This window comes from Mycobacterium sp. ZZG, assembly GCF_054786995.1.
This window is the reverse complement of sequence record NZ_JBTBFV010000007.1, coordinates 112,204-126,015: the sequence shown is the minus strand read 5'-3', so window position 1 is coordinate 126,015 and position 13,812 is coordinate 112,204. Positions and strand designations below refer to the sequence as shown.

The 13,812-nt window shown below is 68.7% G+C and carries 11 protein-coding genes; 1 reads left to right on the top strand and 10 read right to left on the bottom strand.

The window, feature by feature from the left end:
• Window positions 1–37: 37 nt before the first annotated feature.
• The 10 genes from fadD32 to glf all read right to left on the bottom strand — a co-directional run bounded on the left by fadD32 (window position 38) and on the right by glf (window position 12,647).
• On the bottom strand, window positions 38–1,933 hold the full coding sequence (gene fadD32 / locus ACXMYJ_RS07000; protein WP_460354935.1) for a long-chain-fatty-acid--AMP ligase FadD32: 1,896 nt from the start codon (window positions 1,931–1,933) through the stop codon (window positions 38–40).
• A gap of 177 nt (window positions 1,934–2,110) precedes the next feature.
• The gene (culp6, locus tag ACXMYJ_RS06995; protein ID WP_260755810.1) at window positions 2,111–3,130 is read right to left on the bottom strand and encodes a carboxylesterase Culp6; all 1,020 of its coding nucleotides are present in this window, start codon (window positions 3,128–3,130) and stop codon (window positions 2,111–2,113) included.
• A 47-nt stretch (window positions 3,131–3,177) separates the two neighbouring features.
• Window positions 3,178–3,633, bottom strand: a complete 456-nt coding sequence (locus tag ACXMYJ_RS06990; RefSeq protein ID WP_260757851.1) for a DUF732 domain-containing protein — start codon at window positions 3,631–3,633, stop codon at window positions 3,178–3,180.
• Window positions 3,634–3,702: 69 nt separating this feature from the next.
• A complete protein-coding gene (locus ACXMYJ_RS06985) occupies window positions 3,703–4,590 on the bottom strand; it encodes an alpha/beta hydrolase-fold protein (RefSeq protein ID WP_260755811.1) in 888 nt (295 codons plus the stop codon).
• A 146-nt stretch (window positions 4,591–4,736) separates the two neighbouring features.
• Window positions 4,737–5,777 (bottom strand): esterase family protein, encoded by a 1,041-nt coding sequence (locus ACXMYJ_RS06980; RefSeq protein WP_260755812.1) that lies wholly within the window; start codon window positions 5,775–5,777, stop codon window positions 4,737–4,739.
• A 246-nt stretch (window positions 5,778–6,023) separates the two neighbouring features.
• Window positions 6,024–8,015 (bottom strand): flagellar motor control protein ZomB, encoded by a 1,992-nt coding sequence (gene zomB, locus ACXMYJ_RS06975; RefSeq protein ID WP_396884692.1) that lies wholly within the window; start codon window positions 8,013–8,015, stop codon window positions 6,024–6,026.
• Complete coding sequence (locus tag ACXMYJ_RS06970; protein WP_260755813.1) at window positions 7,993–8,940, bottom strand: decaprenyl-phosphate phosphoribosyltransferase; 948 nt, start codon at window positions 8,938–8,940, stop codon at window positions 7,993–7,995. Before ACXMYJ_RS06970 ends, zomB begins: the two co-directional genes overlap by 23 nt.
• A complete protein-coding gene (locus ACXMYJ_RS06965) occupies window positions 8,937–9,479 on the bottom strand; it encodes a phosphatase PAP2 family protein (protein ID WP_260755814.1) in 543 nt (180 codons plus the stop codon). Before ACXMYJ_RS06965 ends, ACXMYJ_RS06970 begins: the two co-directional genes overlap by 4 nt.
• A complete protein-coding gene (locus tag ACXMYJ_RS06960) occupies window positions 9,472–11,409 on the bottom strand; it encodes a glycosyltransferase (protein WP_260755815.1) in 1,938 nt (645 codons plus the stop codon). Before ACXMYJ_RS06960 ends, ACXMYJ_RS06965 begins: the two co-directional genes overlap by 8 nt.
• Window positions 11,406–12,647: a UDP-galactopyranose mutase gene (glf, locus tag ACXMYJ_RS06955; protein WP_260755816.1), complete on the bottom strand. Its 1,242-nt coding sequence runs from the start codon at window positions 12,645–12,647 to the stop codon at window positions 11,406–11,408. The genes ACXMYJ_RS06960 and glf overlap by 4 nt, the downstream gene beginning before the upstream one ends.
• Before the next feature lie 172 nt (window positions 12,648–12,819).
• On the opposite strand from glf, the gene ACXMYJ_RS06950 reads away from it, so the two are divergent.
• Window positions 12,820–13,788 carry a hypothetical protein gene (locus tag ACXMYJ_RS06950; RefSeq protein WP_460354927.1) on the top strand — a complete coding sequence of 323 codons (969 nt, stop codon included), beginning with the start codon at window positions 12,820–12,822 and terminating at the stop codon, window positions 13,786–13,788.
• The last annotated feature ends 24 nt before the right edge of the window (window positions 13,789–13,812 follow it).

The window sequence follows — 13,812 nt, the reverse complement described above, 5'->3', positions numbered from 1 at the left end:
CGTTGCGACCGGCACGGCCGCCGAAAATATTTGAGCGTCAGTCCGATTCGTCCGGGAACGCGTTGGCCACCTTGCCGCTGCGCAGGCTGCCGTCGAGGTAGGCAGACCGGCACGCGCGGCGGCCGATCTTGCCGCTCGAGGTGCGCGGGATGGCACCGGCCGGGGTCAGCAGCACGTCGCGCACGGTCACCCCGTGCCGGACGGCGATCGCGGCGCGGATGTCGTCGGCGATGGGTCCCATGTCGAGCTTGTGCGCCCCCGGAGCGCGCTCGCCGACGATCACCAGCTGTTCGGAGGTGTCGTCGGGATCGCGCTTGAGTCCGGCGTGCGAGTCCTCGAACACCTCGTCGGGCAGCTGGTTGGCCGGCACCGAGAACGCCGCGACGAAACCGGTCCGCAGCGCCTTGGTGGCCTCCTGCGCGGAGTACTCCAGGTCCTGCGGGTAGTGGTTGCGGCCGTCGATGATCACCAGGTCCTTGGTGCGGCCGGTGATGTACAGCTCACCGTCGTGGTAGGCACCGAGGTCACCGGTGCGCACCCAGGTGGCGTCGTCGGCCGCGCCCTCGGCGTGCGTCGGAGTGGTGCGCGACTTGAGCGTGTTCTGGAACGTCGCGACGCTCTCCTCGGGCTTGTTCCAGTAACCGGTGCCCATGTTCTGGCCGCTGATCCACACCTCGCCGATCTGGCCGTCGGGCAGCTCGGAGGCCGACTCCGCGTCCACGATCACGGCCCACTCGGCGACACCGATCTTTCCGGCGCCGGCCTGGGCGACCGCCTTCGGCGAATCGATGGGCACCTCGACGAAGCGGTGCCTGTTGAGCTCGTCGCGGTCGACATGGATGATCCGGGGCTCGGCGTGCATCGGGGTGGTCGACACGAACAGCGTGGCCTCGGCCAGGCCATAGGACGGCTTGATCGCCTCCGGCTTGAAGCCGAAGGGGCTGAACGCCTCGTTGAACCTGTGCACGGTCGCCGCCGAGATGGGCTCGCTGCCGTTGAGAATGCACTTGATGTTGGACAGGTCGAGCGGCTCGGCCTCCTCGTTGTCCTTGGGCACGCCGCGCGCGGCGGCGTGGTCGAAGGCGAAGTTGGGGGCCACCGAGATCGTGCCGCCGGTGTCTCCCGGCTTACGCGCCATCTCGCGGATCCATCGTCCGGGCCGGCGCACGAACGCCGCCGGGGTCATGAACGTGATGTTGTGGCCGAGCATCGGCGACAGCAGCACCGTGATCAGGCCCATGTCGTGGAAGAACGGCAACCACGAGACGCCGCGGTCACCCTCCTGGCCGTCGAGCGCCTCGATGACCTGCACGACGTTGGTGGCGAGGTTGAGATGGGTGATCTGCACACCGGTGGGGATGCGGGTGGAACCTGAGGTGTACTGCAGGTAGGCGATGGTGTCGTGCTGGACGTCGATCGGTTCCCAGGTGGCGCCGACCTCGGTGGGCACCGCGTCGACGGCGATCACGCGCGGGCGTTGGTTGGCCGGGCGGGTGCGGAAGAACTTGCGCACCCCTTCGGCGGCGGCCGTCGTGGTCAGGATCGCCGACGGGGTGCAGTCATCGAGGACGGCATGCAGGCGGCCGACGTGTCCGGGCTCGTTGGGGTCGAACAGCGGCACCGCGATGCGGCCGGAGTACAGGGTGCCGAAGAACGCCACCAGGTACTCCAGGTTCTGCGGGCACAGGATCGCGACACGGTCGCCGGGCTGGGTGACCTGCTGCAGCCGGGCGCCGACCGCGCGGTTGCGGGCACCGAAGTCGGCCCAGTTCAGGTCGCGGGCCACCCCGTCGCGTTCGGTGGAGAAGTCGAGGAAGCGGTAGGCCAGCTTGTCGCCACGCACCTTCGCCCATCGCTCGACGTGTTTGACCAGGCTCCCGCTGTCGGGGAATTTGATCAATCCGTCCTTGATGAACGGGTTGTGGAAGGCCATTCGTTACTCCAATCAAGCGGGCTCTCTGTCCCGAAAAACCCCGTGCATCCTACCGGGAAGGGGGCTGCCCACCCATCAGCCGCCAGCATCCGCTCTTAGATTTTCCTTAAACTCAGATAATGCTAGGCGACCTGCGTGGCCCTGGCCAAATTCGATGAGAATCGATCAGGTCACAGGTCAGCCATGTTTCGGCTGCGGGGCGTTGTTCACCAGATTCTGCGCCCAGTCCAGCGTCCATTCGGTCGCCGGCCGGCCGTCGAGGTTCCAGAACTGCGGGGTGGCGTACATCGCGTGCACCGGCTGTCCCGCGCCGCCGGAGAGCACCTCCAGCGTCTTGGGCAGCGCGGTGATGTTGAACGCCGATTCCGGGGCCGCGCAGATCAGGTCGCCGCGCGCGCAGATCTCGTTGGTCCGGTCGTTGAGCGCCCCGAAGCCGCCGGGGCGCGGGCCGCTCATCGTCAGCCCCAGAGCTGACAGCGTGGGCACCTCGTGCAGCGTGATCTCCGCGCCCTGGCCGGGCGGGTTGGGGCCGACGTCCTGGCCGACGCCGGGCTGGCGACGGCCGTCGGCGATCAGCGTCACCCCGAGCACCAGGTCCTGGTCCACCGGACCGCGGCCGTTGCCGATGTCGGAGGCGATGTCACCGGCGATGACGGCGCCCTGCGAGAACCCGACCAGCACGTAGCTGGTCAGCGGGCACCGGTTGTTCATGTCCGTCATCGCCTGGACCGCGGCGCGGGTGCCCTCGGCGCGGCTGTCGTTGTAGGACATCTGCCGGTCCGCCGACAACGGATTGTGGAACTGCGCGGTGTAGGGGACGGTGAATACCTCGAGGCGGTCGCCACCGAACTGGCCCCGGATCGGGTTGGTCACGTTCAGCAGCAGCGCGGCCGGGAACTGCACGGGGTTGAACGGGTCGAGCTGTACCGACGACTCCCAGGTGCCCGGGATCGAGATCAGTTGCACGTCCGGGCAGCTGGCGTCCTGGAACTCCGGGCGCGGCTTCGACGTGGGCGGCGCCGCCGTCGGGGGCACCGCGGTCGGCGGAACCGCGGTGGGCGGTGTGTCCGGCCTGCGCAGCACCACGATCACGATCGCGATGATCAGCACCACGACGAGGCCCACCGCTGCGGCGGCGAACATCGCCAGCAGGCGGTGGCGTTTTCGCTGGTTGGTCGACCGGTTGGTCTTGGCCATGCGTCAGGTGCTCCTGTGGTCCGTGAGTGCGCGGGGCGGGCTGGTGCTCAGCACAGTCGCTCGGTGGCGATCCGAATGTAGTCGGCGGTGGTGGTGTCGACGTCGTGCGCCGCCGGCGTCTGCGGGTGCGCGTTGACGGCATCCTCGGCGTCATCGACGTCGTTGCGCACCAGTGGGGCGACGAAGTCCCAGACCGCCTGCTCGTCCTGCCGGGCCGCGCGGGCCTGGCACACGTACGTCCCGATGCTCAGCGCGGACAGATCGCTGGACGGGGTCACCCCGGCGCCGTGCAGCGCGTCCAGGTACTCACGCTGGCGCGGGGTGACGACGAGCGCATTGGAGGCGGCGGCGTGATCACCGGGGCCCGGCGGCGCGGCGGTCGACCGGCCGTGCGGCGGCGCCGTCTCGATCTCCGATCCCATACCGGCGATCATGCCGCTGTCCAGCGAACACCCGGTCAGGCACGCGATCGGCAGTGCGAGCAGGGCGGACAGCCCGGCCATTCCCGCCTTCGCCGCGCGTGAACCGTGTTGCACGACTCCCAAGGTACCGGGCTCGAAGACGACTTATGGTCAGCGAACCGTCGCGACGAGTTCGCCGGACATGGCGGCCAGCTGGGCGCTCCACGAACCCCAGTCGTGATTGCCCGAGGTCGGGAAGTCGAAGTGGCCGTTGCCGCCGCCGACAGCCCGATAGTGCTGGTAGAACGTGCGATTGCTGCCCTGGGCCTGGTCGCAGTACCCGATCATCGCGGGCACGTCGGTGCAGGTCGTCGTCGCCGGGCTGTAGACCCACAGCCGGGTGTTGTTGTTCACCAGCAGCTGCACGTGCACGTCCGGGTCGTGCCACTTCCAGCGCCCGAGCTGTGGCAATCCCCACATGTTGCGGGTGTCCACCCCACCGAACCGCGCGAGGCCCGCGGTGATGGCGCCGTTGAGCGCGGTCGCCGACGGCGTCAGGAAACCCGACAGGGACCCTGCGAAACGGTAGCGGTCCGGGTGGAACGCGGCCATCGTCATGGCTCCGGTCCCGCCCTGGGCGGCGCCGACGATCGCGTGCCCGTTCGGGGCCAGACCCTTGTTCGCCGCGAGCCAGTTCGGCAGCTCGTCGGCGAGGAAGGTCTCCCACTGCTTGCTGCCGTCCTGCTCCCAGTTGGTGTACATGCTCCACGCCCCGCCGGCCGGCGCGGCGACCGAGAGGCCCGTACCGGACAGCGTGTTCATCGCGTTGCCCGCGGTGACCCAGTTGCTGACGTCGGGGGCGGCGTTGAACGCGTCGAGCAGCACCACCGCGTGCGGTCCGCCGCCCTGGAACGCGACCGGAATCGCCCGGCCCATCGCCGCCGACGGCACCATGAGCATCTCGACGCCCTGGGCGTTGGCGGCCGGTGCGCTCACGCCCCCGAAGATCGCCGCCGCGGCCAGCACTGCCGCCCCGATCGCTCGAAACACCGCGTGCATCTGCCACCTCATCTTTCGCGCGCCGCCGCCGGATCCCGCCCCTGCTCCGCAGTAGTGAATCACATCACCGGCGACCGCCGGTGCCCAATACGACCGACGGCGGTGACCCTCTTTCGAGGATCACCGCCGTCGCATGCGTGAAGTTGCTAGCCGCCCGAGACCGGCTCGGCGACCGGCTCGGCCGGGGCCGAGGGCTGCGGCACAGCGCCGAGCACCCGCTGGATGTCGGGCTTCATCTGCTGCAGCTGTTGACCCCAGTACCCCCAGCTGTGGGTACCGCTGGACGGGAAGTTGAACACGCCGTTCTTACCGCCCGCGGCGATGTACTCCTCCTGGAACGTCTTGTTGGTGCGCAACGTGAAGCCCTCGAGGAACTTGGCGTTGAACAGGTTGCCCGAGGTGGCGCCGGCATCGAGCTCCGACGGCTTGCCGTTGCCGCAGAAGATCCAGATGCGGGTGTTGTTGGCCACCAGCTTGGACATGTTGACCATCGGGTCGTTGCGCTTCCAGGCCGGGTCACTGGAGGGACCCCACATGTCCTCGGCCTTGTAGCCGCCGGCGTCGCCCATCGAGATGCCGACCAGCATCGGCCACCAGCCCTCGGACAGGTTCAGGAAGCCCGACAGCGAGCTCGCGTACTGGAACTGCTGGGGGTAGTGGATCGCCAGCGTCAGCGCCGCCGAACCGGCCATCGACAGCCCGACCGCGGCGTTGCGGTTGGGGTTCACACCCTTGTTCGCCGCCAGGTAGGCGGGCAGCTCCTGGGTGAGGAACGTCTCCCACTTGTAGGTGCTGCAGCCGGCCTTGCCGCAGGCGGGCTTGTACCAGTCGCTGTAGAAGCTGGACTGACCGCCGACGGGCATGATCACCGCCAGGCCGGAGTCGACGTACCACTCGAACGCGGCGGTGTTGATGTCCCAGCCGTTGAAATCATCCTGGGCGCGCAGACCGTCCAGCAGGTACACGCCGGGGGCGTTCGGGCCTCCGCTCTGGAACTGGATCTTGATGTCGCGCCCCATCCCGGCGGACGGCACCATCAGGTACTCCACCGGCAGACCGGGGCGCGAAAACGCACCGGCGGTCGCCGACCCACCCACCGCGCTGATCAGGCCGGGCAGCACAATCGCCGCGAGCGCAGCCACCGTGAGCCGGCGACCTACCTCGCGCAGCTTCCCAACGAGCTTCATGCTTGTCTATTTCCCATCTGTCGTAAGCAGCAACGGGCCGCCCGTCCGGAACGGACGGTCGTAGAAACCGGCCACTTTGCCCGTGTAGTCAACCACACCTTTGTGGTGATCTCTCTTTCCGCGAGCGCGGGCGCTGCGGCGGTGTGAGGCCCTCACGGACCCCTTCACATGCCTTATCTGACCGACATGGCTTCAGCGTTACCTAAAGCGTTACGTAAGCAGAAACCCCTCGCCGCCAACAAATCGCTACGGTCCGGTCGCAGGCAGCCCGGTATAGGGCGGATTCACCGGCTCCGGCACCGGCAGCCCGCACCGCTGCAACTCATAGCGCGGCACCCGGTCGATGCGGTACCTCGTGTACTCCACCGCATGCATCAGATTGGACAGAAATCGCCTCGGACTCATCGGCGCCCGGATCGCGTTCAGCACGGCCTCGGTCTCCGGACACTTCAACGCCGCCTCGGCCTGGCGGATCCAGTCCTCGTCCAGATAGGCCGGGATGTATGGAGGTTCTTTGAGGAACGGCCCTTCGGCGACCGCCCAGTCGGGAAACAGGTTTTTGTCGTGGCCGATTCGACCGTCCTCGATCCGCGCGGTATGCGCCGCAAGAGGATTCGCCAGGCCGATCTGGTCGATCACCCGCACGTCGAGGCCCACGTTCATGCCGAGCATCCCGAGATTGGTGAAGAACACCGTCTGCGGACCGCGGTAATCCGGCGGCGCGTCGGGCGGCGGCGGGTAGGCCGGCACCACGTCCCACATGTCGTAGTTGCCCGACGGCAACCACAGGGCGCCGTCGGGGGTGTTCCGGATCGCGGTGAGCACCGCGCGCATCCGCGGGTAGTCCAGATAATCCGCCGCGGTCAGTGGATGGGCATTCCCGGTGGCCTGCGAGTAGAACCGGCGTTCGTCGACGATGCCGGTGTAGGTGACCCGGGTGGCGTCGGCGCCCATCCCCGGGCTGTGAGCCGCCCACAGTGACCATCCGGCGACCGCCACCCACAGCACAGCGGTAGCGCCCGCGTACAGATAGCTTGCGCCCCTGGCCATCCGGCGGCTGTCGGGAAGCATCAGCGGGATCACCGCAACCGGAGCCAAAAGACAGAACAGCGGCGTCAGCAACACCCGGCCGTGCATGAAGTCGCCGCCCTGGCGGATCCAGTAGATGCCCTGCAGCAGTCCGCTCACAAGCATGAAAAGCACCACCGCCGAAGGGCTCTGCACCATGCGCGCCACCCAGCCGGAATCGGCGGGGGCACGCCTGTCGGCCCCGGGCCGCCTTCCGCACAGCAGCATCACCATGATCGCCAGACCGATCAGCAGCACCGCCGGCGCCCACAACAGGTAGGGCTGGTTGAAGTTCGCCAGATAGACGAACCCCTGCTGCCACTTGGCACCCGAAGCGTCCTTGGCCAGTGCGGTGCCGGGAAAGATCAGGCCGTAGTAGCCCATCCGGAAGATCTGGTAGGACACCGGAAGCAGGCCGCCCGCGACGATGATCAGCCCCCGCGCGCGCCAGTCCTTGGCGGCGATCAGCATCATGAGCAGGGCGAGCCCACCGATCAGGGCGAGCTCTGGACGCACCAGCACCGACAGGCCGGCCAGGAACGCCAGCGCCAGGTCGAACGGGCGCGAGGTGGCCGTCTTGCGCTCCGGCCGGCGCTCGCGCGTCCCGCGCAGTGCCTGCGCCCAGACCACCATCATCCACCACAGCAACCCGAGATAGGCCAGCACCAGCCCGTTCTCGAGTCCGGAGGTCGCGAAGTCGCGCGCCGGCGGCACCGCGATGTAGACCAGGATCCCGGCCGGCAGCAGGATCGCCCGGCGTCCCTTGAGCGTCGGCCGGTACAGCCTGGCGGTGCCCAGTATCACGAACACCGCCCCCAGCACACTGAGCAGCAGAGCCAGCACCAGCGCCACATACTCAAGGCGGGCAGGGCCGGCCACCAGGCCGCCGAGGTACATCAGGTAAGACCACACCGTGGACGTGTTGGCCTCCACGCGCTCCCCGGCGTTGAACACGGGGCCGTTGCCGGCCAACAGGTTCCGGACCGTGCGCAACACGATCAGGCCGTCGTCGGCGATCCAGCGGCGCTGCCATGCGCCCCAGCCGAACAGGACGGCGACCAGCGTGACCGAGAGCCACAGGCTCACCCGCAGCGGCAGATCGGACGGGATCGCGGGCCGGCGGACGGCCGCCGGGACGATCAGCGTCTCAACTGAGGATGACTGCGGCACCGACGGTTCCAATCCACGCCAGCGCCAGCAGCTGGAGCACCCGGTCCTTCAGGGCGATCTCCTCGGGCTCACCGGCAAGGCCGCCGTCGACGTCGACGGCATAGCGCAAGATGGCGATCGTGAACGGGACCATGGAGACCACGAACCAGGAGGTGCCTCCGGTCGCGTCACGCTCGAAGGACCACAGGCCGTAACACAGCACGAGCGCGGTGGCCGACAGGGTCCACACGAACCGCAGGTACGAACTGGTGTAGCTCTCCAGCGACTTGCGGATCTTGGCGCCGGTGCGCTCGGCCAGTTGCAGTTCCGCGTACCGCTTTCCGGCCGCCATGAACAGCGACCCGAATGCCATGGTCAGCAGGAACCACTGGGACAGTGGCACATCGGCGGCGACACCGCCCGCGATGGCGCGGATCAAGAAGCCCGACGACACGATGCAGATGTCGATGACGGGCTGGTGTTTGAGACCGAAACAGTAGGCCAGCTGGACGGTGATGTACACCGCCATCACCAGCGCGAGGTTCGGGGTGACCAGCCACGAGACCACCAGCGAGATCGCGGCGAGGATCGCGGCGAGCACGTAGGCGAACGTCTCGGGGACCACCCCGGCGGCGATGGGCCGGAACCGCTTGGTCGGGTGGGCGCGGTCGGCCTCGACATCTCGAGCGTCGTTGACCAGGTACACGCTGGAGGCCGCCAGGCTGAAGACCACGAACGCGATCACGACGGGCAGCAGCACCGACAGCGGGTCCTCGCGCAGCCGGTCGACGAAGCTGGCATCGGCCAGCGCAGCCACCGGCGCCGCGAACACCAGCACGTTCTTGACCCACTGGCGCGGGCGGAGCGCCTTGACGACGCCGGCGGCGAAGTTCCGCGGCGGACCCTGGGTCGGACCGGTCTCCTGGCCCACCTCGGACGTGCTCATCGCGGTGCCCTCCTACGCTCCCGGTCGGCGACCGTGTCCGCCAGCTTGCCGACTGCTTTTCCGACGACCGCCCCGACCGCCACCCCGGTGAGCACGTCACTGGGATAGTGCACGCCGACCACCAGTCGCGACAGCGCCATCGGCGGTACCAGCACAGCCGGCAGCGGCAGCCCTGTCGGGCGCGCGAGCAGGACGGCCGCCGCGGTCGTCGACGTGGCATGCGCGGACGGGAAGCTCAGCCGGCTCGGGGTCCCGACGTTGACCGCGATCGCCGGGTGGTGCGGCCGCTGCCGGCGCACCACCCGCTTGATCACGACGGCCGCGGCGTGCGCCGCGAAGGCCCCGGCCGCCGCGGCGAGGTAGTCCCGGCGCCGGCGCGGGGACAGCAGCGCGCCGAGCGCGGCGATGCCGATCCAGCCCAGGCTGTGCTCGCCGAAATGCGACAGCCCGCGCGCCGCGGGAAGCACTCCGGGCCGTTCGGCCAGCGCATGCTGAACGGCGACCAGCACGGCGTCTTCGCCGCGCGCAGCGTCAGTCATCACCGAACTCGTTGAGCAGCACGCTCTCCCACTTCTGCTTACTCGTCAGCGTGGGCAGCGCGGCGCGGTAGGCCTTGCGCATCCGGTGGAACTTGCGGGCCAGCAGCGCCTGCCGCTTCAACGACTCCCGTAGAAGCTCGAACATCTTCTCGCGGTCACGCTGCCGGTAGACCACACCGCGCCCGTCGGCGGTGGTGACGGTGACACCGTCGACCTTGCACAGCGAGAACCAGCGGGCGTCCTGGGTGGCGACGTTGATCTGCGGGCGGCGGTGATGCTCGGGGTCGTGCGCCTTGAGCTGGTGCAGCACCCCGCGCGTGAGCCGCAGCGAGATCGCCGCCGGCCCGACCGGGATCTGCACCTTCTTGCGCCACTTCGTGTCCGACGGTGTCGGCAGCACCGTCGCGCTCGGCAGCACCACCGCGTCGGGGAACTGCTGGCGCATCTTGCGCACGTCGGGCAGCGCGGACTCCAGGATCGCGAACAGGTTCTCCGGGCCGGCCAGGAAATCGTCCATCGCCTTGTTCTGGATGGCGACCGTCGAATATTCAAGGCACAGAAGGTGTTTGAGCGTCGCCTTGAGGTGGCTGGTCAGCAGGCCACGGATGTTGCCGTCCCAGTGCAGCGCGGCGACCACCAACCGGTTACGCAGGTGGAAGTACGCCTGCCAGTCGATCGCGTCGTCCTTGTCGCTCCACGCCATGTGCCAGATCGCCGCCCCGGGAAGCGTCACCGTGGGGTAACCGTGCTCCCCGGCGCGCAGCCCGTAGTCGGCGTCGTCCCACTTGATGAACAGCGGCAGCGGCTGGCCGAGTTCCTCGGCGACCTGCCGCGGGATCATGCACATCCACCAGCCGTTGTAGTCGACGTCGATGCGGCGGTGCAGCAGCCGGCTGCGCTCGCTCTCCTCGTCGCTGAGCGGGTACTTCGCGAAGTTGTGGTCGTACTCGGTGTTGACCGCGTTGGTCCACATGAAGTTCGCTGAGTCGACCATCTCGCCCATGACGTGCAGGTGCGACGGCTCCTGCAGATTGAGCATCTGACCGCCGACGAGTGTGGGCCGCTTGGCGAACCGGTTCAGCGCGAGCGCGCGCAGGATGGAGTCCGGTTCGATGCGAATGTCGTCGTCCATGAACAGGATCTGCTCACAGTCGGTGTTCTTCAGCGCTTCGTACATCACCCGGCTGTAGCCGCCGGAGCCGCCGAGGTTGGGCTGGTTGTGGATCGCCAGCCGGTCGCCGAGCGCGGCGGCCGCCTCCGCGAAGCCCGGGTGGTCCTTGGCCTTGCTGGTGCCCTGGTCGGACACGATGACCGCGCCGATCACCTCGTCGACACGCGGATCGGAGGTCAGCGCGGCCAGCGCGTTGACGCAGTCGGCGGGTCGGTTGAACGTCGGGATGCCGACCGCGACGTTGGCGCGCCCGGGGGCGTCGATCGGCGCGTACCAGGCCGCGTGGTGCAGCGTGGACTTGGCGTCGGTGGTGATGTCGAACCAGATCCAGCCGCCGTCCTCGAACGGGGTGAGCTCGATCTCGAACTCGAGCACCGCGGGCGGTCCGTCCTCGGGGCCGGCGATCGGGGCGCCGCCGACGGTGATCCGGGCGCCGGTCGCCTTGGACCGGTAGACGTCGACACGGGCGCTGCCGGTGAGCTCCACCCGCAGCACCACGGACTCCAGAATCGACCACCGCCGCCAGTAGCTGGCCGGGAACGCGTTGAAGTAGGTGGCGAAGGACACCTCGGATTCGGCGCCGATCTCCAGTGTGGTGCGGGTCGGTGCGTGCGCACGCCGGGCATTGGTGTCCGATTCCTCTATATAGAGCTTGCGGACGTCGAGCGGCTCGCCCGGCCGCGGCAGGATGATCCGGGCCAGGGGGCTGACCGCCCGTGACTGCTCGGTGTCGAGCGCACCGGACGGGATGTCACTCATGCTCCACTGCTTTCTGTCTCGGGATCCGCCAGCGGCGCACCGTCGCGCAGGTGGGGCGCGAGCGTGTTGTCGTACATGTTCAGCGCGCTGGCGATCGCCATGTGCATGTCCAGGTATTGGTAGGTGCCGAGGCGGCCGCCGAAGAGAACCTTCGACGACGCCGTCTCCGCCCTGGCCCGCGCCCGGTAGGCGGCCAGCACCGCGCGGTCGGCATCGGTGTTGATCGGATAGTAGGGCTCGTCGTCGTTCTCGGCGAACCGCGAGTACTCCCGCATGATCACCGTCTTGTCGGTCGGATAGGACCGCTCGGGGTGGAAGTGCCGGAACTCGTGGATGCGGGTGTAGGGCACGTCGGCGTCGTTGTAGTTCATCACCGGGGTGCCCTGGAAATCTCCGGTCGGCAGCACTTCGACCTCGAAGTCCAGCGTGCGCCACCCCAGCCGGCCCTCCGAATAGCCGAAGTAACGATCCAGCGGGCCGGTGTAGACCACCGGGGCGTCCGGGTTCGCGGCGCGGAGCCCGTCACGCACATCGAACCAGTCGGTGTCCAGCCGCACCTCGATGCGCTCGTCGGCGGCCATGTTCTCCAGCCACCGGGTGTAACCGTCGACCGGCAGGCCCTCGTAGGTGTCGTTGAAGTATCGGTTGTCGAACGTGTAGCGCACCGGCAACCGGGTGATGTTGCTCGCCGGCAGCTGCTTGGGGTCGGTCTGCCACTGTTTGGCCGTGTAGTGCTTGACGAACGCCTCGTAGAGCGGGCGGCCGATCAGCGAGATGGCCTTCTCTTCGAGGTTCTGCGCGTCGGCGGTGTGGATCTCGGCGGCCTGCTCGGCGATCAGCGCCCTGGCCTCGTCGGGGGTGAAGTACCTGCCGAAGAACTGGCTGACCAGGCCCAGGCCCATCGGGAACTGGTAGGCCTGCCCGTTGTGCAGGGCGAACACGCGGTGCTGGTAATTGGTGAAGTCCGTGAACTGGCGCACGTAGTCCCAGACCCGCTTGTTGCTGGTGTGGAACAGGTGGGCGCCGTACTTGTGGACCTCGATGCCGGTCTGCGGCTCGGCCTCCGAATAGGCGTTGCCGCCGATGTGCGGACGGCGTTCGATCACGAGGACACGCTTGCCCAGTTGCGTGGCCGCCCGTTCGGCGATGGTGAGGCCGAAGAAGCCGGAACCGACGACGAAGAGGTCGAATCCGTCGGCCTGCGGGCGCGCTGCGGCCCGGGGATCAGGAGAGATCATCGGCAGCAAGGGTATCCGACCGGGGCTGCCCGACCCGAAACGACCGAGCCGTGCAGGTCGCGATTCGCTCACGATTCAGTCTCGTCACTCTGGACACTCCAGTCACGTCAGTAACATCGACCGCGTACCCCAGTACGTGATCCGAGCTTTTTCATATTTGAGAGGACATTCCGTGCCGAACCGACGTCGCCGCCGGCTCTCGACAGCCATGAGCACAGTCGCGGCTCTGGCAGTCGCGAGTCCAGTAGCAGTTCTTGCCGTTTCCGAATTGTCCGCGCCACCGTCAGGTGACGGCGCGCCTGAGCACCGTGAGTTCGTCCAGGCCGCGTCCATCGCCGACCTGCCCGGCGAGTTGATCTCCGCGCTCTCGCAGGGCCTCTCCCAGTTCGGCATCAACCTGCCGCCGATGCCGACGAGTCTGCTCACCGGGACCGGAGCCTCGTCCCCGACCACCTACGCACCGGGTCTGGGCACACCCAGCCTGGCCTCCCCCGGGCTGACCATGCCGGGCCTGACCGCTCCGGCGTTGACGGATCCGGGGCTGGCCAATCCGGCCCTGACCAATCCTGCGCTGACCAGCCCGACCGGGGCGACCCCGGGTCTGACCACCCCGTCGCTGGCCGACCCCGGCCTGGCCACCCCGAGCCTGACCGACCCGGCACTGGCCTCCCCCGGCCTGACCACGCCGTCGCTGGCTGACCCCGGCCTGGCGACCCCGGGGCTGTCGACGCCGGGCTTGTCCACCCCGCCGGCGCTGACCGATCCGGCGCTCGGGGCGCTGCCCATCTCGACGTCGGGCTTGCCCGCCACCGGTGAGATTCCGATCTCCGCGCCGGTCGGCCTGGATCCCGCCCTCGGGTCCTACCCGATCCTCGGCGATCCGTCGCTGGCCGCGACCCAGCCGGTCGCCTCCAGCAGCGGCGGACTGCTCGGGGATCTGACCAGCGCGGCGAACTCCCTGGGCGCCGGGGAAGCGATCGACCTCCTCAAGGGCGTGCTGATGCCGGCGATCATGTCGGCGGTCAAGCCGCCGGTCGCCCCGCCCGCCGCTCCGGTCGCGCAGGCCGCGGGTGAAGCGGGCGCCGAGGCCGAGGCCGCCCCGCTGGGGGCCGCCGAGGCCGCGATCGAACCGGGCGCGTAGCACCGCCCGGCCGCAGTCCTGTCG